Genomic DNA, 22,892 nt, shown 5'->3' with positions numbered 1-22,892 from the left:
GGTAGGGCGCATGCGAGTCCATGTGGTCAGTGACGTGCACGGGAACGCCGGAGACCTCGCCAGGGCGGGGGACGGTGCCGACGCCCTCATATGCCTGGGCGACCTGGTCCTCTTCCTCGACTACGCCGACCACAGCCGGGGGATCTTCCCCGAGCTCTTCGGCGTCGAGAACGCCGACCGGCTCGTGGAGCTCCGCACCGCCCGCCGCTTCGACGAGGCCCGTGACCTGGGCCGCCGCCTCTGGGCCGAGCTCGACGTCGACCGCGAGACCGCGATCGAGGCCGCGGTCCGCCGCCAGTACGCCGAACTCTTCGCCGCCTTCCCCACCCCCACGTACGCCACCTACGGCAACGTCGACATCCCCCGCTTCTGGCCCGAATTCGCCCGGCCGGGGACGACCGTCCTCGACGGCGAGCGGATCGAGCTCGGCGGACTCGTGTTCGGCTTCGTCGGCGGCGGCCTGCGCACCCCCATGCGCACCCCGTACGAGATCTCCGACGAGGAGTACGCGGCGAAGGTCGAGGCCCTCGGCGACGTCGACGTCCTCTGCTCCCACATCCCGCCGGACGTCCCCGACCTGACGTACGACACCGTCGCCCGCCGCTTCGAGCGCGGCAGCCGCGCCCTGCTCGACGCCATCCGGCGGACCCGGCCCCGCTACTCCCTCTTCGGCCACGTCCACCAGCCGCTGGCCCGGCGGATGCGGATCGGCTCGACCGAGTGCGTGAACGTCGGCCACTTCGCCTCCACGGGCAGGCCCTTCGCGCTGGAGTGGTGACGGGCGCCCGGTCGCGGCGCGATAGCCTTCCGTCGGCACATCTGCACGTTCGTGCCCTGCGATTTCCCTCGATGTCTGCCGGACCGCACAGTGGAGGAGCCACCGCGATGGCCGAACACACCAGCTCGAGCATCACCATCGAGGCGGCGCCGGCCGACGTCATGGGCGTGATCGCCGACTTCGCCCGCTACCCCGAGTGGACGGGCGAGGTGAAGGAGGCCGAGGTCCTGGAGACCGACGACTCCGGCCGCGCGGAGAAGGTCCGGCTGCTGCTCGACGCCGGCGCGATCAAGGACGACCACACCCTCGCCTACACCTGGACCGGCACCGACAAGGTCAGCTGGACCCTGGTCAAGTCCCAGATGCTCCGCTCCCTCGACGGCTCCTACCGGCTCGCCCCGCTCGGCGGCGACCGGACCGAGGTCACGTACCAGCTGACCGTCGACGTCAAGATCCCCATGCTCGGCATGATCAAGCGCAAGGCGGAGAAGGTCATCATCGACCGCGCGCTCGCCGGCCTGAAGAAGCGGGTCGAATCCCGCGCGTAAAGCCCCGTGAGGGGGAGCGGTAACGTTCCCCGCCATGCGGATCATCCTTGTCACCGGCCTCGGCGGCGCCGGCCGTACCACCGTCGCGGCCGCCACCGCCCTCGCCGAGGCACGCGCAGGCCGCCAGGTCCTGCTCGTCTCCGAGGACGCCGACCCGCTCTTCGGCGGTGACGGAGGCGACAGCGGGGGCAGCGGCGGCGGCCTCCGGATCCTGCGCCCCGCCCCGGCCGCCGACTTCCGCCGCGAGTTCCTCGCCCTCCAGGCCCGCTCCGGCGCCGCCCTCGACCTCCTCGGCGCCGCCCCCTTCGAGGACGCCGAACTCACCGAACTCCCCGGCAGCCGCCAGTTCGCCCTGCTCCGCTCCCTCCGTGACGCCGCCGAGGGCGACCACGACCTCGCCGTCGTCGACCTGCCGCCGCTCCCCGAGGCCCTCGCCGTCCTCGCCCTGCCCGAGCAGCTCCGCCGCTATCTGCGCCGCCTCCTGCCCACCGAACGGCAGGCCGCCCGCGCCCTGCGCCCGATGCTCGCCCAGCTCGCCGGGGTCCCCATGCCCGCGCAGTGGCTGTACGAGACCACCGCGCGCTGGGAGGCCGAGCTCGCCGCCGTCCAGGCCGTCGTCGAAGCCCCCACCACCAGCGTCCGTCTCGTCCTGGAACCCGGCCCCGCCGCCGGCCGCGCCCTGCGCACCGCACGGCTCGGCCTCGCACTCCAGGGCCTCGCCCTCGACACCGTCGTCGCCAACCGGCTGCTGCCCGCCGACTCCGACGACCCCTGGCTCGCCGGCCTCACCGCCCAGCAGCACCGGCACCTCGCGGAGCTCCGTACCGCCGCCGGCGCCGGCGGGGTCGGCGGGATCGGCGGCGCCGGCGGCGTCGTCGATGAGATCCCCCACCTCGGCCGGGACCCCCGCGGCCCCGAGGACCTCGCGCTCCTCGCGCCCGCACGGCCCGCCGCCGCACCCGCCCCCGTACCGCGGTGGTCCGTCGAGGACCGGCGGGAGGAGGACGGCGTCCTCGTCTGGCACATCGCCCTCCCCGGTGCCGTCAAGGAGGAGCTGTCCCTCGTCCGGCGGGGCGACGAACTGCTCCTGACCGTCGGCGCCTTCCGCCGCAACGTGCCCCTGCCGGGCGCCCTGCGCCGCTGCACCGTCACCGGGGCCGGACTCGTCGAAGGGGACCTCCGGGTGCGCTTCACGCCGGACCCCGGCCTGTGGCCCCGCACCCCCTGAGAGGGCGTGTACCGTCGAAGTACCAGCCACTGAGGAGTACGCCATGAGCGATTCGGACGCCTGGGCCAAGGCGTGCGCCGAGGACCTGGAGGCGGAGAAGGCCCGCCGCAGGGCCCAGCGCGGGGACGTTCCCGGCTCGCCCGCCGAGGAGTTCCGCAAGCTCTTCGAGGCCGTCGCCGACAAGGTCTCCGGCAGCCTCGGGACCCCGCTGCTCGGCGGCCAGGCCGCGCAGACCGTGCAGCAGCTCGTCGACCAGGCGAAGGCCGCCGTCGAGCCCGTCATCGAGCGCAACCCGCAGGTCTTCGACCACCTCGCGGCCGCCGGGAACGAACTGCTCGCCGCCTACCGCTCCGCCGTCGAGGGCCACGAGCGCCGCTGGACCCGCGACGGCACGGTGCCCCCGCGATCCCCGGACGACCCGCGCGACGACGACCGCGAGGACGACCGCAAGGACGACGAGGGGCCCGGAACCGGCCAGCACATCGACCTCGACTGATCAGTAGCCCCGTCCCCCTCGGGTACGGTGGGCCCTAGCGGGGCTCGACCGAAAACTGAGGGACACATGGGACTCACCATCGGCGTCGACATCGGCGGCACGAAGATCGCGGCCGGCGTGGTCGACGAGGAGGGCAACATCCTCGACACGCACAAGGTGCCCACCCCGCCGACCCCCGAGGGCATCGTCGACGCGATCTGCGCGGCCGTCTCCGAGGCCGGCAAGGGGCACTCGATCGAGGCCGTCGGCATCGGAGCCGCGGGCTACGTCGACGACAAGCGTGCCACCGTCCTCTTCGCGCCGAACATCGACTGGCGGCACGAGCCGCTCAAGGACAAGGTCGAGCAGCGGGTCGGCCTGCCCGTGGTCGTCGAGAACGACGCCAACGCGGCCGCCTGGGGCGAATACAGGTTCGGCGCAGGCCAGGGCCACGAGGACGTCATCTGCATCACCCTCGGCACCGGCCTCGGCGGCGGCATCATCATCGGCAACAAGCTGCGCCGCGGACGCTTCGGCGTGGCCGCCGAGTTCGGCCACATCCGGGTCGTCCCCGACGGTCTGCTGTGCGGCTGCGGCAGCCAGGGCTGCTGGGAGCAGTACGCCTCCGGACGCGCCCTCGTGCGCTACGCCAAGCAGCGCGCCAACGCCACCCCGGAGCGCGCGGAGGTCCTGCTCGGCCTCGGCGACGGCACCCCCGACGGCATCGAGGGCAAGCACGTCAGCCAGGCCGCCCGCGCCGGCGACCCGGTCGCCGTCGACTCCTTCCGCGAGCTGGCCCGCTGGGCCGGCGCCGGTCTGGCCGACCTGGCCTCGCTGTTCGACCCGTCGGCGTTCATCGTCGGCGGCGGCGTCTCGGACGAGGGCGACCTCGTCCTCGACCCGATCCGCAAGTCCTTCCGGCGCTGGCTGATCGGCGGCCAGTGGCGCCCGCACGCGCAGGTCCTCGCGGCCCAGCTCGGCAACAAGGCCGGACTCGTCGGCGCGGCGGACCTGGCCCGCCAGGGCTGAGCACCCGTACGAAGGCATACGGCGACCGCCCGTCGCGTCCTTGCGGACGCGGCGGGCGGTTGTCGTACGTTACGTGGCATGGCGATCAGTGAGCTGCCCAACTCCCGGACCGAGGCGGACGGTTCGGCCGTCCTGCGGGTCCTCAGCTACAACGTCCGCTCGATGCGCGACGACGAGGACGCCCTCGCCCGGGTGATCCGGGCCTGCGCCCCGGACCTCGTCCTCGTCCAGGAGGCCCCGCGCTTCTTCCGCTGGCGCAAGCACGCCGCCCGGCTCGCCGCCAAGAGCGACCTCGTCGTCCTGGGCGGCGGCGCCACCGCCGCGGGACCGCTGCTGCTCTGCTCCCTGCGGGCCACCGTGGAACGCACCGAGGACGTCCTGCTGCCGCTCACCCCCGGCCTCCACCGGCGCGGTCTCGCGACCGCCGTCGTCCGCTTCGGCGGAGCCAGGGTCGGACTCGTCAGCTGCCATCTGAGCCTGCGGCAGGAGGAGCGGTACGCCCAGGCGGGGATGGTCCTCGACCGGGTCGCCGCCCTGGGAACCCCGTACGCGCTGGTCGCCGGGGACCTCAACGAACGGCCCGACGGCCCCGCCTTCCGCCGCCTCACCAAGGAGCTCCAGGACGGCTGGGAGGTCAGCCCGTGGGGCGGCGAACACACCTCGACCCCCGCCGACCCGCACCAGCGGATCGACGCGATCCTGGCCACCCCGGGCGTCGAGTTCCTCGGCTGCGGGGTGCCGGAGGACCTCGACCCGGCGGATCTGCGGGCCGCCACCGACCACCTTCCGGTGCTCGCGGCGGTCCGCGTCCCCCCGGCGACCTGAGGGCCGCCCGCCCGCCCACCGGCTCGGCGGACGGAGTCCGGCGTCAAGAGATCAGACGACCGCGCCGCGGCCCGGGTCGTCGAAGCCGTCGTCGTCCTCGTCGTCCTGCTTCATGCGCGCCACCAGGGTGGCGAAGCCGCCCAGGAAGCCGCCGACGCAGAGCGTGGTCAGCCACCAGGTCATCTCCCAGCGCAGCAGGACGGCGATCAGCATCAGCACCGGGCCGCCGATCACGGCCAGCCACGCGAACTTGGTCGTGGCGTCCGCCTCGGGCAGCGGGGGCGGCTCCGGCGGTACGAAGTGGTCGCCTGAGCCGCCGGGGGAGTCCTCCGGGTCGGCGGGCGAGTAGTCCCGGGGGCCGCTGGGCCGCACCCCGGGCGCGAACACGACGGAACTCCCGAGCGCGGGCCGCGCGGGACCGTCCTCCGGCTCGCTCCCGCCCTCCTCGGAGTCGCCCTGCTCGCCGTCGCCCGGCTTCGGGTCCTTCGCCTTCGGGTCCTCCGGCTTCGGGTCCTCCGGGGGCCGGGACGCCTCGATCCTGAACTTCTCGGTCAGGGACTTCTCGGTCGGGGACTTCTCGGTCGGGGAGGTTCCGGTCGGGGAGGTTCCGCTCCCGGGCCCGTCGGAGGAGCCCGTCCCCTCGTCCTCCGGCTCCGGCAACGACAGGTTCTCGACCTTCCGGAACGGTTTCGCCCCCGGCGGGTCCACGGGCTCGTCACCGTACCCGGCGACGATCGCGGCCCAGGCCGCCTCCTCGTCGATGGGCTGCGGCTCCCGCTCGCCGCCGTCCTGCTGCTCAGCCACCGCTCCTGCTCCCCTTTCCGCCGACCAGACCCGGGGCGAGACGCTCGACGAAGGCCAGGCTCTCGTCGAAGATCTGCTCCGCGTCATGGTCCAACGTCGCCACGTGGTAGCTCTGTTCCAGCAGGACCTCCCGGACGTCCGCCGAGGAGATCCGGGAGAGGATCCGCGCCGAGTCGGCCGGCGGTACGACATGGTCCTGGGGGCTGTGCAGCAGCAGCACCGGCTGCGTGACCTGCGGAAGCTCCCGGTCCACGGTCCGGAAGAACTGCCGCAGGGAGTACGCGGCGTGCAGCGGCACCCGGTCGTACCCGATCTCCTTCACGCCCTCCTTCGCGATGTCGCTGGCGATCCCGTTCGTCGAGGGGACCAGATGCCGGACGACCGGCAGCGCGTGCGCCGCCACGCCGTGCACCTTGTTGCCCGGGTTGACCAGGACGACGCCCTTCACGGCGTCCCCGTGCTGGGCGGCGAGCCGCAGCGTCAGCGCCCCGCCCATGGAGAGGCCGAAGACGAAGACGGTCCCGCACCGCTCCAGGAGCTCGCGCAGCGCCCGGTCCACCTCCGCGTACCAGTCGCGCCAGGTGGTGAGCTGCATGTCCTGCCAGCGGGTGCCGTGGCCGGGCAGCAGGGGCAGCGACACCGTGAGCCCGCGCTCGGCGAGATACTCCGCCCACGGGCGCAGTGACTGCGGGGAACCGGTGAATCCGTGACAGAGAAGGACGCCGACCTCTCCGCCCTCGTGGCGGTACGGCTCGGCTCCGGGAAGGACCGGCACCGGGATCTCCTGTTCGGTTGCGTCTCCGGCGGCTTCGGGTGCGCCGAAGCGACGGAGAAAGGGGAAGGACCTTCACGGTACGCGACCGGACCGACACCGACCAGGGCCGTAGCGGGGGCCGTACGCCGGTACGGGATAAAGTCGTCGCCACGGCACACGGAAGGCATGGCGAGTTGATCTACGGCGCAATGAAGTTCTCCCTCGGAGGGTCCCTGAAGCTTGCCTTCCGGCCCTGGGTGGAGGGTCTGGAGAACATTCCCGCCGAGGGGCCCGCGATCCTGGCGAGCAACCACCTGTCGTTCTCCGACTCCTTCTTCCTGCCCGCCGTCCTCGACCGCAAGGTCACCTTCATCGCCAAGGCGGAGTACTTCACCTCGCCGGGCGTGAAGGGCAAGCTCACCGCCGCCTTCTTCAAGGGCGTCGGCCAGCTCCCGGTGGACCGTTCGGGTGCCCGCGGCGCGGGCGAGGCGGCCATCAAGGCCGGCATCCAGGTCATCGAGAAGGGCGGCCTCTTCGGGATCTACCCCGAGGGCACCCGCTCGCCCGACGGGCGTCTCTACCGGGGCAAGCCCGGCGGTCTCGCGCGGGTGGCCCTGGCCACCGGCGCGCCCGTGATCCCGGTCGCCATGATCGACACCGAGAAGATCCAGCCGCCCGGCAAGGTCGTCCCCAAGCTGATGCGCCCGGGGATCCGGATCGGCAAGCCGCTGGACTTCACCCGCTACCAGGGCATGGAGGGGGACCGCTTCATCCTGCGTTCGGTGACCGACGAGGTCATGTACGAGATCATGAAGCTGTCCGGCCAGGAGTACGTCGACATCTACGCGACCGCCGCCAAGCGGCAGATCGCGGACGCCGAGAAGGCGGCCAAGGAGGCCGTCAAGGCCGAGATCGCGGCTCGGGAAGAGTCCGGCGCGTAGGCGTTCGGCGCGTAGGCGTCCCCGCGAGGGACGTCCGGGGGTGGGGGAGATGGCCAAGCGCGAGCGTGTCGTGCGCATGTCGGTCGAGCAGCCGCTGTGGCGTGCGCTGACCGGCTACCGCGTGCTGACCATGGTCTACGCGGTCCTGTTGTTCGCCTTCACCCGGGACGCGTACGAGCGGCCCTGGATCGCCGTCGCCTATCTCGCGGTGATGTGCGTCTGGACGCTGGCGACGCTGCCCAAGGTGGCGAACGCGGCCAGCTGCACCAAGCGCTTCCTGGGCGCCGACCTCACCGTCGCCCTCGTCGGCATCCTCCTCACCCCGCTCGCCGACGCCCACGCCCAGACCGTCGACGGCCCCACCCTGCCGTCGATATGGACCGCGGGATCCGTCCTCGCGTACGCGATCAAGGGCGGCTGGCGCTGGGCCGGTGCCGCCTCCTCCCTCGTCGCCGTCGCCAACATCGTCGAGCGCGGCCACCCCAGCCGGGACACCCTCCACAACGTCCTGCTCGTCTGTGTGGCCTCCATCGCCATCGGATACGTCGTCGAGGTCGCCCGCGCCTCCGAGCGCACCCTGGCCCGCGCCCTGGAGATCGAGGCCGCGACCCGGGAGCGCGAGCGGCTCGCCCGGGACATCCACGACAGCGTGCTCCAGGTCCTCGCGATGGTGCAGCGGCGCGGCACGGCGATCGGCGGTGAGGCCGCCGAGCTCGGCAGGATGGCGGGGGAGCAGGAGGTCGCCCTCCGTACCCTCGTCGCGGGCGGTCTCGCCCGGCCCAGTCTGGTCTCCGAGGACGAGTCGGAGGGCGCCGTCGTCCGGGTCGTCGACGTGGACGACGAGGCCGACGACGACTCGCCCGTCGACCTGCGGCTCCTGCTCGCCCCGCGCGCCGGGGCCAGGGTCACCCTCGCCGATCCGGGCGCTCCGGTCCTGCTGCCGCCGCCCGCGGCCCGCGAGCTGGCCGCCGCCGTCGGCGCCGCCCTGGACAATGTGCGGGTGCACGCGGGGGCGGACGCCCGGGCCTGGATCCTCGTCGAGGACTGGCCCGACGAGGTGATCGTCACCGTCCGGGACGACGGCCCCGGCATCCCGGAGGGCCGTCTCGCGCAGGCGGAGGGCGAGGGCCGGATGGGCGTCGCCCTCTCCATCCGGGGGAGACTGCGGGAGCTCGGCGGCACCGCCGAGCTGATCTCGGTCCCCGGGCAGGGCACGGAAGTCGAGTTGAAGGTCCCACGGGGGAAGGCAGGACGAGGAAGATGAGCGAGCAGCAGACCGAGCGGCCGATCAGGGTGATGGTCGTCGACGACCATCCGATGTGGCGGGACGCGGTCGCCCGCGACCTCGCCGAGGCGGGCCTGGACGTGGTGGCCACCGCGGGCGACGGCGAGCAGGCGGTGCGCCGCGCCCAGGCCGTCACCCCGGACGTCCTCGTCCTCGACCTGAACCTGCCGGTGAAGCCGGGCGTCCAGGTGTGCAAGGAGCTCGTGGGGGCCCGGCCCGAGCTGCGGGTCCTCGTGCTCTCCGCGAGCGGCGAGCACGCCGACGTCCTGGAGGCGGTCAAGTCCGGCGCCACCGGCTACCTCCTGAAGTCGGCCAGTACGGAGGAGCTGATCGACGCCGTGCGGCGGACGGCGGTCGGCGACCCCGTCTTCACCCCCGGCCTCGCCGGCCTGGTCCTCGGCGAGTACCGCAGGCTCGCCTCGGAGCCCGCCCCCGCGGCCGGCGCCGACGAGCCGAAGGCCCCGCAGCTGACCGAGCGCGAGACGGAGGTCCTGCGGCTCGTCGCCAAGGGCCTCAGCTACAAGCAGATCGCGGAGCGCCTGGTGATCTCGCACCGCACGGTCCAGAACCACGTCCAGAACACCCTCGGCAAGCTCCAGCTGCACAACCGGGTGGAGCTCGTCCGGTACGCCATCGAGCGCGGCCTCGACGACGCCTGAGGCGCCCGGTGTGACGGTGGGCCGTATATTCCGGCATATACGGCCCATCACCGCAGCGAGGGGTATTCGTGGAAATCCTGGCATTCGGCGTGCAGGCGGACGAGAAGCCCCTGATCGAGAAGGCGTTCGCGGGGCACCACGACATCCGCTGTCTGGACGTCTTCCTCACCGAGGACACCGCCCCCATCGCGGCCGGCTACGAGATCGTCTCCACCAGCGTCAACGCCGTCCTTGACCACCGGGTCCTGCAGACCCTCGCCGCCGGCGGCACCCAGATGATCGCCCAGCGCTCCACGGGCTTCAACAACATCGACCTGGACGTGGCCGAGCGCCTCGGCCTCACCGTCGCCCGGGTCTCGTACTACTCGCCGTACTCCGTCGCCGAGTTCGCCTGGACCCTCGCGACCGCCGTCAACCGCCGGATCGTCCGCGCCTCCAACCGGACCCGCGACTTCGACTTCCGGCTCGACGGGCTGATGGGCCGTGACCTGCGGGGCCGTACCGTCGGCGTCCTCGGCACCGGCAAGATCGGCGAGGCCTTCACCCGGATCGCCCACGGCTTCGGCATGAACCTGCTCGGCTGGGACGTCGCCGAGAACCCCGCCTGCACCGCCCTCGGCATGAGGTACGTCGAGAAGGAACAGCTCTTCGCCGAGGCCGACCTGATCAGCCTGCACGTACCGCTGCTCCGGTCGACCCAGCACCTCGTCGACGCCAGGGCCCTCAAGGCCATGAAGGACGACGCCATCCTGGTGAACTCCAGCCGGGGCGGGCTCGTCGACACCGAGGCGCTGGTCGCCGAACTCCGGGCCGGACGCTTCGCCGGGGTCGGGCTCGACGTGTACGAGGCGGAGGCCGGGCTCTTCTTCCTCGACAAGTCCCTGGAGGTCGTCGAGGACGACACCCTGGCCCGGCTCGTCACCTTCCCGAACGTGGTGGTCACCTCCCACCAGGCGTACTACACGGTGGACGCGGTCGGCCAGATCGTCGACACCACGGTCCAGAACGTCCTCGACTACACCGCGGGGCGGCGCGGCGAGAACGTCCTGGTCCCGAGGGACGCCGGTTAGACCAGAACACCCGCGAGCAGCGAGGCCGTCAGGGCCGCGCCGTCCGTCGTGAGCACCGACTCGGGGTGGAACTGGACCCCGGCGAAGCCCGGCCCGCGCAGCGCGTGCACCTCGCCGGTCTCCGCGTCCCGGCTCACCTCGATCCGGTGCAGCGCCAGTTCCGTCGCCGTCCGTTCGTCGCAGCGGGCGGTGAAGCTGTTGTAGAAGCCGACCGTCCGCTCCTGACCGAAGAGGTCGATCCGCAGCTGGGCCCCCTGGAACGGGGTCCGCTTGCGGACGATCTCCAGGCCCAGCTCGGCGGCGATCAGCTCGTGCCCGAGGCAGACGCCGAGCAGACCGTACCGGTGGTCCCGCACGAGGTCGGCCGTCAGGGAGCGCAGGAAGCGCATCTTCGGATCGGCGGCGTCCGAGGGGTTCCCGGGGCCGGGGCCGAGCACCACGGGACCCTCGTGGGCGAGCGCGAGCTCCCGGAGGCCCGGCTCGTCGTACCGGATGACCGACACGTCGAGGCCCGAGGAGCGCAGGACGTGCGCCAGCATCGCCGTGAAGGTGTCCTCGGCGTCGACGACCAGGGCGTGGCCCGCGAGGTCGGCCGACCGGACCTGCATCTTCAGCCAGAACGGCGCGAGGTCGGCCCGCCGCGCGTCCAGGGCGGCCCGTACCCGGGGGTCGTCGGCGAGGGGAGCGGGAGCCTTCGTGTCCGCCGGGTCCGCCGCCGGCCGGCAGTCCCGTACCCCGAGGGCGGTGAGCACCCCGGCCGCCTTCGCGTGGGTCTCGGCCACCTCGCCCGCCGGGTCCGAGTGCCGGACGAGGGTGGCGCCGACCGGGACCCGCAGCCGCCCGTCGGTGCCGATGTCGGCCGTACGGATCAGGATGGGGGAGTCCAGGGTCTGGGCGCCGTTCGCGTCGGTGCCGAGCAGGGCGAGCGCCCCCGCGTAGTAGCCCCGCCCGCCGACCTCGTGACGCTCGATCACCCGGCAGGCGTTCTGCACCGGTGAGCCGGTCACGGTCGCCGCGAACATCGTCTCCCGCAGCACCTCCCGCACGTCCAGGGAGGAGCGGCCCCGCAACTCGTACTCGGTGTGCGCGAGATGGGCCATCTCCTTGAGCCGCGGGCCGACCACCACGCCGCCCATGTCGCCGACCGTGCACATCATCTTGAGTTCCTCGTCGACCACCATCGACAGCTCCTCGGTCTCCTTGCGGTCGGCGAGGAAGGCGAGGAGGCCCTCGGCGGTCGGGACGGCCCCGGCCGGGTAGCGGTACGTGCCGCTGATCGGGTTCATCACGACCGTCCCGCCCGACATCCGTACGTGCACCTCGGGGCTGGCCCCGACCAGGGTCCGGTCGCCGGTGTGCACGACGAAGGTCCAGTACGCGCCCCGCTCGCCGGTGAGCAGCCGACGGAACAGGGCGAGGGCGTCGGCGCGCCCGAAGCCGGGGATCTCGCCCGTGTACGTGCGGCGGATGACGAAGTTCGCGCCCTCGCCCGAGCCGATCTCCTCGTCGATGACCCGCCGCACGATGCCGGCGTACTCCTCGTCGGAGACGTCGAAGCCGCCGTCCTCGACGGTCACGTCGTGCGCGGGGAGCCGTTCGACGGCCTCCGCGAGCGGCAGCTCGTACACCTCGTCGGCGACGAGCACGGAGAGCGGGGTGCCGTCGTCGCGCACGTCGAAGCCGCGCTCCCGGATCTGCCGGAAGGGCACGAGGGCGAGCGTCGGCAGCGGTCCGACGGGCAGCTCCGCGAGGCGCTCGGCCTCGTGGACCCGGCCGACCAGCACCTCGACGGTGTCGTGGTCACGGCCGGGGGTGCGGCGGCGCAGCAGGGCGAAGGGCGGGGCGGAGTCGTCGAGGAGACGGGAGAGGTCCATGGGATCCGTGGTTCCTTCCGGCGGAGTGCGGAGAGGAACGGCCCGGGTACGAGAAAAGGCCGCCCCTCGGGCGGCCTTTGCGTCTGTCGGTGTACGCGCAGTCAGTGGGCCGCCGGATGAGCGGTCCACCACCAGTTCTGGATCTGAGGCGCGAACATGCGAGCACTGTAACCCAGGGGGGCACGGAAACGGGGCCCGGTCCGCACCGTGGACGGTGCGAGCCGGGCCCCGTGAGGGCGTCTCGACTACCCGATCAGAAGATCAGGTTGTAGATCTGCCAGCCCGGGCCCACGTTGGCGCGGGTGGCGAACGGCGCGGAGGCGCTGCCCAGACCCTTGTACGACCAGAGCGTGCCGGAGCCGTCGCGGGCTATGAGGTCGACCTTGCCGTCACCGGACAGGTCGCTCGGACCGACGATGCTGTTGTACCCGCCCCAGGCCGAGCCGACCCTGACGCGGGTGGCGAACGGCGAGGTGGCCTTGCCCGTACCGGTGTACGACCAGAGCACACCGGCGGTGTCGCGGGCTATCAGGTCGGCCTTGCCGTCACCGGAGAGGTCGCCGGTGCTGACGATCGCGTTGTACGCCTGCCAGCCGGCGCCGACCCGGGTCCGGGTGGCGAACGGGGTGGCCGGGACGCCGGTGCCCTGGTACAGCCACAGCAGGCCCGACTTCTCGCGCGCGATCAGGTCCGGCTTGCCGTCGTTGGTCACGTCGCGGACGGCGACGATCCGGTCGTAGGCCCCCCAGCCGCCACCGGTCCGCAGCCGGCCCTTGAACGGGGAGGACGGGTTGCCGCTGCCCTGGTAGTACCAGAGCACACCGGAGGTGTCCCGGGCGACGGCGTCACCGGTGCCGTCGGCCCGGAGAGCGGTCATCGGGGTGACGACGTTGTAGCCGCCCCAGCTGCTGCCGACCCGGTACCGGGCCAGGAACGGCGCGGAGGCGTTGCCGGTGCCCTGGTACTGCCAGAGGACACCGGAGGCGTCACGGGCGATGACGTTGTAGCGGTTGGTCGTGGCGACGGGGGAAGCGCCGGGCGCCTCCGCGATGTCGCTCTGCTTGACCCAGACGACCTTGTGGTGGAAGCGGATCGGCACGTACATCGTGCTGCCGACGACGTTCTTCTGGGCGGAGCCGAACCAGTCGTCGCCCTTCACCGCGGGACCGGCCTTCACGTACGCCTGACCGGGGGCGAAGGTGAACTTGGTCAGGTAGGCGCCGTCGTCCTGCGGAGCGGCCAGACCGGCCGCCGTGTACGCGGCGGTCTCCGGGAAGGAACGGCCGTAGATCCTGGCCGAGGTGAGCCCCGACTTCACCTTGACGGTCGTGGCGCCGGTCACCGGCGCCGTGTACTGCCCGCCCGGGTTGTAGAACCAGGCCTTCTGGCCGGCGTACCAGATCGCCGTCCAGTTGTACTGGGCCTCGGCGACGACGTAGGAGCCGCCCGCCCTGACCTTGTTCCCGTAGTTCGAGCCCTCGGACCAGAGCGAGCTGAAGTACGGGTCCTTCAGCGTCGTCGCGGTCGTCGTGGGCGAGGTGTACAGGTAGCCGAAGTTGGACGGACGCGGCGGGACGGCGTTGCCGCCCGTGGTCAGCTTCGGCTGGTTCGTCGTCGTGAACGGCGGCACGACACGGACCACCTGGCCGGCCTTGAGCAGACCGCCCGGTCCCTTGTCGCCCTGCGGGGCGCCCATGAGGGACATGTAGTAGTTCCAGTCCCAGTACGGGCCCGCGTCCCAGTGGAGCTTGCCGAGGCCGGCGTCCGTCTGGAGCGCCACCTCGTCGTGACCGATGATGTGCTCACGGTCGAGCGGCACGCCGTACGTCTTCGCCAGGTGCTTCACCAGCTCCGCGGAGGAACGGTACTGCTGCTCCGTGTACCAGCTGCCCTCCTTGATGGCGAAGCCCTCGTGCTCCACGCCGATGGAGTGCATGTTGTGGGTCCAGTTGCCCGCGTGCCACGCCAGGTTCTTGTTCTCGAGCATCTGGGTGACCAGGCCGTCGGAGGCCTTGATCAGGTAGTGCGCGCTGGCCCCGCTCGTCGGGGTCGTGAGCACCTTGAGCGAACCGTCGTAGCCGCCCTCGGTGTCGTGGATGACGATCTGGCGGATGTCGACGCCCTGGTTGGGGCGGTCGCCCGCGGTGTAGTTCTTCCTCCCCTCGGCATCGGGGACGGACAGCTTGACGTTGCAGTTCAGGCCGGTGGGGCACTCGGGGAGCGCGGCGGCCGTCGTGGCCGCGAAGCTCGCCGCCAGCGGCACGTTCGCCGGCTTGACCGGCTCGACCGTGGCGTCGGCCGGCAGGGAGACCTGCTCGCCGTCCAGGGTGAGCTCCCGCTCACCGGTCTTGATCGACTCGAAGACGCGCTTCGCGAAGAGGTCGGCGCCCTTCCGGTCGGAGGACTGGCCGTAGCGGGCCACCGCCGGGTACCAGTCGCCCGGCTCCTCCGACAGCTCGGCGCCCGCCTGCTTCTGGTAGTCGGCGAGCAGCGCCGCACCGGCCCGGATGGAGGCCGCGGAGTCGTTCTGGACGGCCTCGGTGGAGCTGTCGATCAGCTCGGCGGCCTTGTCCAGGGTGTGGAGGCGGGGGTCGTCGGTGTCGACGATCGCCTTCTCCAGAATGCTGCGGACCTTCTCACGGTCGAAGGTCTTCTCGATCTCCGGGCGGCCGGAGCCGTTGAAGTGATCGATCTGCTCGTCGGTGACTTCCTGCTCCACGTCATCGGCGTCGACCTTCGTCAGGCCCATGACGTTGTACGCGCCGGTGACGCTCGGCTCGCCGTCGTGCGACTCCCACCGCGTCTGGTTGTACGACACGGCCATCAGCACGCTCTGCGGCACATCGAACTCACGCGCCGCGTTTGCGAACTGCGACTGCAGGGAAGAGTCCCCAGCAGCCTTGCCGCCGCTCGCCGCCACGCCCAGGAGGCCGGGGGAGGCGACCGCGATGGTGCCGATCGTGGCCGTGGCCACGACGGCGGCCGCCGCTCCGTACAAGATTCGTTTCTTCTTGCGGTCCCTGCGGTGCCTCTGGGTCACGCCCACCCCTGTGGTTCGAGTGTCAACTTGTGAAACGGGCCAGAGGGTAACACCACTCGATGGCGTGAAGATCGCCGCTGGACATTTCGGGCGCGTGTCTCAGCCACTGGGCAGGGGGACAGGACCGGACGAAGAACCCCGTAATGTGGTCCGTGTGACCGTGAACGCTGAATCCCACGCCGTCGCCAAGGCGACCTGGCGAGACCTGCCCGCGGCGCAGCAGCCCGAGTACCCCGATGCCGAGGCTCTGCGCGATGTGATCGCGGACCTCGAGTCGTATCCTCCGCTCGTCTTCGCCGGCGAGTGCGACCAGCTGCGCGCCCGGATGGGAGCCGTCGCCCGTGGCGAGGCGTTCCTGCTCCAGGGCGGCGACTGCGCCGAGGCCTTCGACGCCGTGTCCGCCGACCACATCAGGGCCAAGCTCAAGACGCTGCTCCAGATGAGCGCCGTCCTGACGTACGCGGCCTCCGTGCCCGTCGTCAAGGTCGGCCGCATCGCCGGGCAGTACTCCAAGCCCCGCTCCAAGGGGACCGAGACCCGTGACGGCGTGACCCTGCCGACGTACCGCGGCGACTCGGTCAACGGCTTCGACTTCGACGAGAAGTCCCGCATCCCGGACCCCGAGCGCCTGAAGCGGATGTACAACGCCTCCGCCTCCACGCTCAACCTGGTGCGCGCCTTCACCACCGGTGGTTACGCCGACCTGCGCCAGGTGCACGCCTGGAACCAGGACTTCGTGAAGGCGTCCCCCTCGGGCCAGCGCTACGAGCAGCTGGCGCGCGAGATCGACAACGCGCTGAACTTCATGAAGGCCTGCGGCACCGACCCGGCCGAGTTCAAGGCCGTCGAGTTCTACGCCTCCCACGAGGCGCTGCTGCTCGACTACGAGGGCGCCCTGACCCGTACGGACTCGCGCACCGGCAAGCTCTACGACACCTCCGGCCACATGGTCTGGGTCGGCGAGCGCACCCGCCAGCTCGACCACGCCCACATCGAATTCGCCGCGCGGATCGCGAACCCGATCGGCATCAAGCTGGGCCCGACCACCTCGGTCGACGAGGCGCTGACGTACATCGACCGCCTCGACCCCGACCGCGAGCCCGGCCGGCTGACCTTCATCGTCCGCATGGGCGCCGACAAGGTCCGCGACAAGCTCCCCGAGCTGGTCGAGAAGGTCACCGCCTCCGGCGCGGTCGTCGCCTGGGTCACCGACCCGATGCACGGCAACACCTTCGAGGCCGCCTCCGGCCACAAGACGCGCCGCTTCGACGACGTGCTCGACGAGGTCAAGGGCTTCTTCGAGGTCCACAAGGGCCTCGGCACCCACCCGGGCGGCATCCACGTCGAGCTCACCGGTGACGACGTCACCGAGTGCGTGGGCGGCGGCGACGAGATCTTCGTCGACGACCTGCACCAGCGCTACGAGACCGCCTGCGACCCGCGGCTCAACCGCAGCCAGTCCCTGGACCTGGCGTTCCTGGTGGCGGAGATGTACCGCGATCAGTAAGTAGGTACCTACGACGACGGGGCGCGGATCCATGTGATCCGCGCCCCATCGTCGTTTCCAGGGCTTTTACGGTCCCGCCGCGCCGGGTAAGGTTAGGTTAGCCTTATCGATCACGGCGGGAGGTGAACCGCGTTGTACGTCTGCTCATGCTTCGGTGTCACGGAGAAGCAGGTCAAGCAGCATGCCGACGCGGGCGCCTGCACGCCCCGCCAGATCGCCTCGGCCTGCAAGGCCGGCACGGACTGCGGTTCCTGCGTCCGTCGCATTCAGGCCATCCTCGGGCGCGGCAACTGCCCCCGGCGTGACCTTCTGGACCAGGGGATGCCCGCGCTGGCGGCTGAGTCCGTCGCAGAGCCCGCCGTGGAGCTCGAGGAAGCCGCCTAGCCCGGTCCGGCTCCGCCTAGCTCGGCTGCTCGATGAGCGTCGAGATGTAGAGCGCCTCGCCCAGGGACTCGATCAGCTCCAGCTGCGTGTCCAGGTAGTCGATGTGGTGTTCCTCGTCGGCCAGGATCTCCTCGAAGAGGTTCGCCGAGGTGATGTCGCCCTTGGCGCGCATGACCTCGATACCGCGCTTGAGGCGGTCGATCGCCTCCACCTCGACCTGGCGGTCCGCCTGGAACATCTCGGTGATGGTCTGGCCGACCCGCACGTGGAAGAGCCGCTGGTAGTTGGGCAGACCGTCGAGCATGAGGATGCGCTCGGTGATCTTGTCCGCGTGCTTCATCTCATCGATGGACTCTTCGCGGGTGTACTTGGCGAGCTTCGTCCACCCCTTGTTGTCCTGGATGCGGTAATGCAGCCAGTACTGGTTGATGGCCGTCAGCTCGCCGGTCAGCTGCTCGTTGAGGAACTCGAGGACCTCGGGGTCGCCCTGCATCGCAGAGGCTCCTTCCACGTTACGTGTCTATGCCGTCACTGGGCAGGATGGCCGCATCCTCGCACCCCGAATGGGGGTCGTCCAGTAAGTGCAGGCTTAGTCGGAGTTGCCCGAATCCGCTGGTGCGGGGTGGTCTCCTGGTCATGACCACCCCTCGCCGTCTGTCACCATGGATGACATGGGTCAGCCGGAGAGCGGAGTACACCGGGAAGCGGGGCAGCCGGATCGTTCACCGGACCTTCCGCCGGGCCAGCGGCTCCAGCGCGGCTGGCCGGTCACCCATTACGGGCCCGTCCCCAAGTTCAAGCCGGACCGCTGGGAGTTCCGCGTCTTCGGGGCGACGGCCGACGGCGACAAGCGGTGCTGGAACCACGAGGAGTTCTCGGCCCTCCCGTTCTCCACGGTCGTGGCCGATCTGCACTGCGTCACGAAATTCAGCATGCTCGGGGCCGAATGGGGTGGCGTCCCGGCCCGCACGATCCTCGACCTCGCCCCGCCCGCGCCCCAGGTCACCCATGTGATGGTCTGGGCCGAGTACGGCTACAGCGCCAACATGCGCCTCGCCGACTTCGCCGCGGACCGCACGATCTTCGCCACCCACATGGACGGCGAGCTGCTCACCGCCGAGCACGGCTTCCCGCTCCGTCTGGTCGTCCCCCATCTGTACGCCTGGAAGGGCCCGAAGTGGGTCCGGGGCGTGGAGTACATGGCCGCCGACCGCCGGGGCTTCTGGGAGGAGCGCGGCTACCACAACCTCGGCGACCCCTGGACCGAGCAGCGCTACTCGTACCAGGAGGAGCCGGGGGACGGCCCGGAGCTGTAGGCGCGGGTCGGGCGCCAGGCCGTCAGTGGTGGTACTGGTGGACCACCGCGTGGCCCTTGCCGCGGCCGATCATCCACTTGTTGACCGGCGTGGTGATCACGAAGGCCGCCCCCAGGGCGATGGCGAGCACGATCCAGAAGAACGGCTCCGAGAGGTGCGCGTCCATGGCTCCGGGCCAGAGGGCGAGGACGCCGTTGTCGATGATCTCCATGACCGCGATGGAGAGGGTGTCGGCGGCGAGGGCGACCTTGAACGCCGTCCTGAAGTCGACGCCGGCGGCCAGGATGCCGCGCAGGGTGAGCGCGTAGCCGAAGAAGAAGGCCAGGGTGATCGCGAGGATCATCGTCTGCACGTTGCCCCAGCCGAGCGCGGTGCCGATGACCATGCCGAGCACCTCGCCGATGGCGCAGCCGGTGAGGCAGTGCAGGGTGGCCTTGGCGGCCATGGACCAGGAGACCTTGCCGGAGTGGCCCGCGTGGCCCTCGTGGCCCGCGTGGCCCTCGTGGTCGGTGTGGTGGTCGTGGTGGGTGTGTGCGTCGTGCTGCATCGGGTGCCCCCAAAGGCGGGTAGCGGTTCCTGCCGTCACAGGAACCGTATACCCCCCTAGGGTATTCCTCAACGCGAAATGACGCCCCGGAGCTTCTTCAGCAGCTCCACGTCCGCGAGATGCCCCGCCTTGCCGCCCGGCGTCTCGATGATCAGCGGCACGCCGTCGGTCGCCGGGTGCCGGAGCAGGTTCCGGAACCCGTCCTCGCCGATGTGGCCCACGCCGATGTTCGCGTGCCGGTCCTTGCGGGCGCCGACCACGTCCTGGGAGTCGTTGGCGTGGATCAGCTTCAGCCGCCCCTCGCCCACGGTCGCCACCAGCTGGTCGAGGGTCTGCGTCGCGCCGTGCGGACCGGTCAGATCGTGGCCGGCGGCGAAGATGTGGCAGGTGTCGAGGCAGATCCCCAGCTTCGGATGACGGTCGAGCGCGTCGAAGTACGGCCCGAAGTCCTCCGCGCGGGAGCAGAGCGAGAACCCCTGGCCCGCCGTCGACTCCAGGAGCAGATACGGATCGTCCTCGTGCGTCAGCTCGTCGAGGAGCGGCAGCACCCGCTCCCGTACCTGGGCGAGCGCCTCCGCGCGCGGGCGGCCCCCGGTCGCCGAGCCGGTGTGCACCACCACGCCCTTCGCGCCGATCTCCCGGCCCCGCCGCAGCGAGTGCCGCATCGACTCCACCGACTTCTCCACGGTGGCCTCGGTGCCGGAGCCGAAGTTGATCAGGTACGGGGCGTGGACCCAGGCCGAGATCGACTCGGCGGCGCACTCGGCGCGGAACCGCTCGTCCTGGGCGGGGTTGCCGGGCGGGGTGGCCCAGCCGCGCGGGTTGGCGACGAAGACCTGCACGGCCTCGGCGCCGAGTTCACGGGCGTAGCCGAGGCCGGTGGTGGCGAGGCCTCCGGCCACGGGGACATGGCCGCCGACGGGGTTGCGCATGAGTCTCTACAGTCCCTTGATCGTGAGGGTGATGGTGGAGCCCTCGGGCGCGGTCCCGCCGCCCGCCACGGACTGGCCCGAGACCGTGTCGCCGAGGTAGGGGAAGGACTTCTTGACCTCCACCTCGAAGCCCGCGTCCTCCAGGGCCGCGCGGGCGTCGTCGGTCGTCTTCTCCGTCACGTCCGGCACCGTGACCAGCTTCGGCCCCTTGGAGACGGTGAGAGTGATGGTGTCGCCCTCGGCGGCCCGGCTGCCCTCGGCGAGGGACTGCGCGGCGACGGCGCCGGCGACCTCGGAGGAGTTGATCCGCTCCGGGGCGACCCGGACGGTGAGCCCGGCCTCCTGGAGGCGGGCGGTGGCCGCGCCGACGGTCTCGCCGGTGACGTCGGGCACGTCGATCGGCGCGCCCTTGCTGACCACCAGGGCGACGGCCGAGTCGGGGGAGCGCTCGGTGCCGGGCTCGGGGTCGGAGCTGATCACGGAGCCCCGGGCGACGGACTCGCTGAACGCGGAGCTGGTCACCCCGGGCGCCAGGCCCTCCCGCTCCAGCAGGCGCCGGGCCTCGGCGAGCGGCTTGTTCCTGAGGTTGGGCACCTTCACGATCTCCGGGCCGCGGGAGAGGGTCAGGGTGACCGCCGCGTTGCCCCGGAGGCGCTCGCCCGGTGCCGGGTCGACGGCCATGACGGTGCCGCGCTCGTACACGTCGCTGAACGCGCGCTTCGTCGAACCGACCTCCAGGCCGGCGTCGGTGATCCGCTTCGTCGCGGCCGACTCGGTCTGGCCGAGGACGGCGGGGACCCGGGTGAACTGGCCGGAATTGATGTACCAGACGCCGGCGCCGAGGCCGAGGGCGAGCAGGACGCCGAGGACGATCAGGAGCGGGCCGCGCGGAGGCCGCCGGCGGGCCGTGGCCGTGGGCGCGGGGGGCTCCGGCGCGGGCAGCCGGTTCGTGTGCAGCACCGGCTGCGGGTCCTCCGCCACGGCCGCCGGGACGGGCCGGGCGATCACGCTGGTCCGGTCCTCGGCGGTGTCCCGGGCCCCGGACCGCGCCTGCGGGGGTACGGCGTCCAGCTGCTCCTCACCGAGCGCGGTGCGGGCCTCGCGGAGGAGGGCGAGCAGGGCGACGGCGTCGTGCGGGCGGACGTCGGGGTTGCGGGCCGTGGCCGCCGCGACCAGCTCGTCCAGCTCCAGGGCGAGGCCGGGAAAGGTGGCCGAGGGGGCGGGCACGTCCGTGTTGAGGTGCTGGTAGAGCACCTGGGCGGGGGTGTCGCCGGAATGGGGCTTGCCGCCGGTCAGCATCTCGTACAGGACGACACCGCAGGCGTAGACGTCGGCGCGGGTGTCGGCGGTGCCGTGCTCGATCTGCTCCGGCGCGAGGTACGAGACGGTGCCGAGGACCGAGCCGGTGGTGGCGGTCGCCGAGCCGACGGTCCGTACGAGACCGAAGTCGGCGACCTTGACCCGGCCGTCGTCCCCTATCAGGACGTTCTCCGGCTTCATGTCCCGGTGCACGAACCCGGCCCGGTGCGCGGCGCCGAGCGCGGCGAGCACGGGCTCCAGGATGTCCAGGGCGGCGCGGGGGGCGAGGGCGCCGCGCTCGCGCAGGACGTCGCGGAGGGTGCAGCCGGCGACGTACTCCATCGCCAGGTAGACGTAGGCGCCCTCGGCGCCCTGGTCGAAGACGCCGACGACGTTGGGGTGCGCGAGGCGGGCCACGGACTTCGCCTCGCGGATGAAACGCTCGACGAAGGCGGCGTCGGTCGCGAGGGCGGGGTGCATCACCTTGAGCGCGAGGACGCGGTCGAGGCGGGTGTCCACGGCCCGGTAGACCGTGGCCATCCCGCCGACGGCGATGCGCGCGTCGACGCGGTAGCGGCCGTCGAGCAGCCGCCCGACGAGGGGGTCCTGAAGGGTCGTGTCCACGGCGTCGAGTCTACGAGCCGTGGACGGGGCCCCCGCGCGGTCGTCCCGCTGTTGCAGCGCACCTGTGACGAGCATCGCCCGGACCCCCGGGCCCGGCCGCGCGCCGTCGCCCGCCGACCGGGCGTCCGCTCCGACCGGGCGTCCGCTCCGGCCGGGCGTCCGGCCCGGCCGGGGATCAGAACGCTGGGCGTTCCGGGTCCAGGGCGGCTCGGCCCTCCGCCGGGGACGACGCCTCCGCGAAGTGCCGGCGCGGGATCCGGCCCGCCCGGTACGCCAGCCGCCCCGCCTCGACCGCGTGCCGCATCGCCCCCGCCATCAGCACCGGCTCCTGCGCCCGCGTCACCGCCGACGCCAGCATCACCGCCGCGCACCCCAGCTCCATCGCGAGGGCCGCGTCGGACGCCGTGCCCGCACCCGCGTCGAGGATGACCGGCACCCCCGCCCGCTCCGCGATCAGCTGGAAGTTGTGCGGGTTGCGGATGCCGAGGCCCGAGCCGATGGGGGAGCCGAGCGGCATGATCGCCGCGCACCCCGCGTCCTCCAGCTTCCGCGCGAGGACCGGGTCGTCGTTGGTGTAGGGGAGGACGGTGAAGCCGTCGTCGACGAGGGTCTCGGCCGCGGCGAGGAGCTCCTCCCCGTCCGGCAGCAGCGTCCGCTCGTCGGCGACGACCTCCAGCTTGATCCAGTCGGTGCCGAGCGCCTCCCGCGCGAGCCGGGCCGTCAGGACCGCCTCGCCTGCCGTGAAACAGCCCGCCGTGTTGGGCAGGACGCGGATGCCGAGCCGGTCCAGGACGGAGAGGACGGAGCCCTGGACGGTGGGGTCGAGGCGCCGCATGGCGACCGTCGTCAGCTCCGTGCCGCTGGCGACCAGCGAGCGCTCCAGGACGTCGAGGCTGGGCGCCCCGCCGGTGCCCATGATCAGGCGCGACGAGAACTCCGTACCGCCGAGGGTGAAAACGTCGTCGGACATCGC

General features: G+C 71.9%; 23 protein-coding genes. 13 read left to right on the top strand and 10 right to left on the bottom strand.

Annotated features, from left to right (window positions below):
- Window positions 1–10: 10 nt before the first annotated feature.
- The 6 genes from ABT034_RS14065 to ABT034_RS14040 all read left to right on the top strand — a co-directional run bounded on the left by ABT034_RS14065 (window position 11) and on the right by ABT034_RS14040 (window position 4,883).
- A complete protein-coding gene (locus tag ABT034_RS14065) occupies window positions 11–778 on the top strand; it encodes a metallophosphoesterase family protein (RefSeq protein WP_351214743.1) in 768 nt (255 codons plus the stop codon).
- A 107-nt stretch (window positions 779–885) separates the two neighbouring features.
- Window positions 886–1,326 carry an SRPBCC family protein gene (locus ABT034_RS14060; RefSeq protein WP_351214741.1) on the top strand — a complete coding sequence of 147 codons (441 nt, stop codon included), beginning with the start codon at window positions 886–888 and terminating at the stop codon, window positions 1,324–1,326.
- Window positions 1,327–1,360: 34 nt separating this feature from the next.
- A complete protein-coding gene (locus tag ABT034_RS14055; RefSeq protein ID WP_351214739.1) occupies window positions 1,361–2,554 on the top strand; it encodes an ArsA family ATPase in 1,194 nt (397 codons plus the stop codon).
- 43 nt (window positions 2,555–2,597) lie between these two features.
- A complete protein-coding gene (locus tag ABT034_RS14050; protein WP_351214737.1) occupies window positions 2,598–3,050 on the top strand; it encodes a DUF5304 domain-containing protein in 453 nt (150 codons plus the stop codon).
- 66 nt (window positions 3,051–3,116) lie between these two features.
- Window positions 3,117–4,058: an ROK family glucokinase gene (locus ABT034_RS14045; RefSeq protein ID WP_351214735.1), complete on the top strand. Its 942-nt coding sequence runs from the start codon at window positions 3,117–3,119 to the stop codon at window positions 4,056–4,058.
- Window positions 4,059–4,136: 78 nt separating this feature from the next.
- Window positions 4,137–4,883: an endonuclease/exonuclease/phosphatase family protein gene (locus ABT034_RS14040; RefSeq protein WP_351214733.1), complete on the top strand. Its 747-nt coding sequence runs from the start codon at window positions 4,137–4,139 to the stop codon at window positions 4,881–4,883.
- 51 nt (window positions 4,884–4,934) lie between these two features.
- Here ABT034_RS14040 and ABT034_RS14035 read toward each other — a convergent pair whose 3' ends face one another.
- Together ABT034_RS14035 and ABT034_RS14030 are read right to left on the bottom strand one after the other, a co-directional pair.
- Window positions 4,935–5,687 (bottom strand): hypothetical protein, encoded by a 753-nt coding sequence (locus tag ABT034_RS14035; RefSeq protein WP_351214731.1) that lies wholly within the window; start codon window positions 5,685–5,687, stop codon window positions 4,935–4,937.
- Window positions 5,680–6,462 (bottom strand): alpha/beta hydrolase, encoded by a 783-nt coding sequence (locus tag ABT034_RS14030; RefSeq protein ID WP_351214729.1) that lies wholly within the window; start codon window positions 6,460–6,462, stop codon window positions 5,680–5,682. Before ABT034_RS14030 ends, ABT034_RS14035 begins: the two co-directional genes overlap by 8 nt.
- Window positions 6,463–6,650: 188 nt before the next feature.
- Here ABT034_RS14030 and ABT034_RS14025 point away from each other — a divergent pair, with 188 nt between their 5' ends.
- From ABT034_RS14025 to ABT034_RS14010, 4 genes are all read left to right on the top strand, one after another.
- Window positions 6,651–7,382 carry a lysophospholipid acyltransferase family protein gene (locus ABT034_RS14025; RefSeq protein WP_403603469.1) on the top strand — a complete coding sequence of 244 codons (732 nt, stop codon included), beginning with the start codon at window positions 6,651–6,653 and terminating at the stop codon, window positions 7,380–7,382.
- A gap of 49 nt (window positions 7,383–7,431) precedes the next feature.
- Entirely contained in the window at window positions 7,432–8,646 is a 1,215-nt protein-coding gene (macS, locus tag ABT034_RS14020) for a MacS family sensor histidine kinase (protein WP_351214725.1), read from the top strand.
- A complete protein-coding gene (locus ABT034_RS14015; RefSeq protein WP_351214723.1) occupies window positions 8,643–9,326 on the top strand; it encodes a response regulator in 684 nt (227 codons plus the stop codon). The genes macS and ABT034_RS14015 overlap by 4 nt, the downstream gene beginning before the upstream one ends.
- Window positions 9,327–9,394: 68 nt before the next feature.
- Window positions 9,395–10,396 (top strand): 2-hydroxyacid dehydrogenase, encoded by a 1,002-nt coding sequence (locus ABT034_RS14010; RefSeq protein WP_351214721.1) that lies wholly within the window; start codon window positions 9,395–9,397, stop codon window positions 10,394–10,396.
- Here the strand turns inward: ABT034_RS14010 and ABT034_RS14005 are convergent.
- The 3 genes from ABT034_RS14005 to ABT034_RS13995 all read right to left on the bottom strand — a co-directional run bounded on the left by ABT034_RS14005 (window position 10,393) and on the right by ABT034_RS13995 (window position 15,310).
- Window positions 10,393–12,270 (bottom strand): anthranilate synthase family protein, encoded by a 1,878-nt coding sequence (locus ABT034_RS14005; RefSeq protein WP_351214719.1) that lies wholly within the window; start codon window positions 12,268–12,270, stop codon window positions 10,393–10,395. The genes ABT034_RS14010 and ABT034_RS14005 overlap by 4 nt on opposite strands.
- Before the next feature lie 101 nt (window positions 12,271–12,371).
- Window positions 12,372–12,428: a trp operon leader peptide gene (locus tag ABT034_RS14000; RefSeq protein WP_071892416.1), complete on the bottom strand. Its 57-nt coding sequence runs from the start codon at window positions 12,426–12,428 to the stop codon at window positions 12,372–12,374.
- Between the two features lie 95 nt (window positions 12,429–12,523).
- Complete coding sequence (locus tag ABT034_RS13995; RefSeq protein ID WP_351214717.1) at window positions 12,524–15,310, bottom strand: N-acetylmuramoyl-L-alanine amidase; 2,787 nt, start codon at window positions 15,308–15,310, stop codon at window positions 12,524–12,526.
- Between the two features lie 154 nt (window positions 15,311–15,464).
- Between ABT034_RS13995 and ABT034_RS13990 the strand changes: the two genes are divergently transcribed.
- Both ABT034_RS13990 and ABT034_RS13985 read left to right on the top strand, forming a co-directional pair.
- Window positions 15,465–16,817, top strand: a complete 1,353-nt coding sequence (locus ABT034_RS13990) for a class II 3-deoxy-7-phosphoheptulonate synthase (RefSeq protein WP_502972915.1) — start codon at window positions 15,465–15,467, stop codon at window positions 16,815–16,817.
- Between the two features lie 132 nt (window positions 16,818–16,949).
- Window positions 16,950–17,201, top strand: coding sequence for a (2Fe-2S)-binding protein (locus tag ABT034_RS13985; protein ID WP_351214715.1), 252 nt, complete (start codon window positions 16,950–16,952; stop codon window positions 17,199–17,201).
- A 16-nt stretch (window positions 17,202–17,217) separates the two neighbouring features.
- On the opposite strand, the gene bfr is transcribed toward ABT034_RS13985, so the two are convergent.
- Window positions 17,218–17,694 carry a bacterioferritin gene (gene bfr / locus ABT034_RS13980; RefSeq protein WP_024755581.1) on the bottom strand — a complete coding sequence of 159 codons (477 nt, stop codon included), beginning with the start codon at window positions 17,692–17,694 and terminating at the stop codon, window positions 17,218–17,220.
- Between the two features lie 178 nt (window positions 17,695–17,872).
- On the opposite strand from bfr, the gene ABT034_RS13975 reads away from it, so the two are divergent.
- The gene (locus ABT034_RS13975; RefSeq protein WP_351214713.1) at window positions 17,873–18,517 is read left to right on the top strand and encodes a sulfite oxidase-like oxidoreductase; all 645 of its coding nucleotides are present in this window, start codon (window positions 17,873–17,875) and stop codon (window positions 18,515–18,517) included.
- 22 nt (window positions 18,518–18,539) lie between these two features.
- Here ABT034_RS13975 and ABT034_RS13970 read toward each other — a convergent pair whose 3' ends face one another.
- From ABT034_RS13970 to ABT034_RS13955, 4 genes are all read right to left on the bottom strand, one after another.
- On the bottom strand, window positions 18,540–19,064 hold the full coding sequence (locus ABT034_RS13970) for a DUF4396 domain-containing protein (protein WP_351214711.1): 525 nt from the start codon (window positions 19,062–19,064) through the stop codon (window positions 18,540–18,542).
- Window positions 19,065–19,132: 68 nt separating this feature from the next.
- Window positions 19,133–19,996 (bottom strand): deoxyribonuclease IV, encoded by an 864-nt coding sequence (locus ABT034_RS13965; protein ID WP_351214709.1) that lies wholly within the window; start codon window positions 19,994–19,996, stop codon window positions 19,133–19,135.
- A 6-nt stretch (window positions 19,997–20,002) separates the two neighbouring features.
- The gene (pknB, locus tag ABT034_RS13960; RefSeq protein WP_351214707.1) at window positions 20,003–21,919 is read right to left on the bottom strand and encodes a Stk1 family PASTA domain-containing Ser/Thr kinase; all 1,917 of its coding nucleotides are present in this window, start codon (window positions 21,917–21,919) and stop codon (window positions 20,003–20,005) included.
- A 175-nt stretch (window positions 21,920–22,094) separates the two neighbouring features.
- Window positions 22,095–22,889 carry a thiazole synthase gene (locus tag ABT034_RS13955; RefSeq protein WP_351214705.1) on the bottom strand — a complete coding sequence of 265 codons (795 nt, stop codon included), beginning with the start codon at window positions 22,887–22,889 and terminating at the stop codon, window positions 22,095–22,097.
- Between the last annotated feature and the right edge of the window lie 3 nt (window positions 22,890–22,892).

It is taken from the genome of Streptomyces sp. NPDC002773 (genome assembly GCF_040295605.1).
Taxonomy (GTDB): domain Bacteria; phylum Actinomycetota; class Actinomycetes; order Streptomycetales; family Streptomycetaceae; genus Streptomyces.
The sequence above is the reverse complement of the archived record's forward strand: the minus strand, read 5'-3'. Positions and strand labels throughout refer to the sequence as shown.

Coding starts and splice junctions, on each gene's coding strand:
- ABT034_RS13975 (WP_351214713.1), top strand. CDS start 17,873: ATGGGTCAGCCGGAGAGCGGAGTACACCGGGAAGCGGGGCAGCCGGAT.
- macS (WP_351214725.1), top strand. CDS start 7,432: ATGGCCAAGCGCGAGCGTGTCGTGCGCATGTCGGTCGAGCAGCCGCTG.
- ABT034_RS14040 (WP_351214733.1), top strand. CDS start 4,137: ATGGCGATCAGTGAGCTGCCCAACTCCCGGACCGAGGCGGACGGTTCG.
- ABT034_RS14005 (WP_351214719.1), bottom strand. CDS start 12,270: ATGGACCTCTCCCGTCTCCTCGACGACTCCGCCCCGCCCTTCGCCCTG.
- ABT034_RS14025 (WP_403603469.1), top strand. CDS start 6,651: ATGAAGTTCTCCCTCGGAGGGTCCCTGAAGCTTGCCTTCCGGCCCTGG.
- ABT034_RS14045 (WP_351214735.1), top strand. CDS start 3,117: ATGGGACTCACCATCGGCGTCGACATCGGCGGCACGAAGATCGCGGCC.
- ABT034_RS14015 (WP_351214723.1), top strand. CDS start 8,643: ATGAGCGAGCAGCAGACCGAGCGGCCGATCAGGGTGATGGTCGTCGAC.
- ABT034_RS13965 (WP_351214709.1), bottom strand. CDS start 19,996: ATGCGCAACCCCGTCGGCGGCCATGTCCCCGTGGCCGGAGGCCTCGCC.
- ABT034_RS14055 (WP_351214739.1), top strand. CDS start 1,361: ATGCGGATCATCCTTGTCACCGGCCTCGGCGGCGCCGGCCGTACCACC.
- ABT034_RS14065 (WP_351214743.1), top strand. CDS start 11: ATGCGAGTCCATGTGGTCAGTGACGTGCACGGGAACGCCGGAGACCTC.
- ABT034_RS14050 (WP_351214737.1), top strand. CDS start 2,598: ATGAGCGATTCGGACGCCTGGGCCAAGGCGTGCGCCGAGGACCTGGAG.
- bfr (WP_024755581.1), bottom strand. CDS start 17,694: ATGCAGGGCGACCCCGAGGTCCTCGAGTTCCTCAACGAGCAGCTGACC.
- ABT034_RS13970 (WP_351214711.1), bottom strand. CDS start 19,064: ATGCAGCACGACGCACACACCCACCACGACCACCACACCGACCACGAG.
- ABT034_RS14060 (WP_351214741.1), top strand. CDS start 886: ATGGCCGAACACACCAGCTCGAGCATCACCATCGAGGCGGCGCCGGCC.
- ABT034_RS13955 (WP_351214705.1), bottom strand. CDS start 22,889: ATGTCCGACGACGTTTTCACCCTCGGCGGTACGGAGTTCTCGTCGCGC.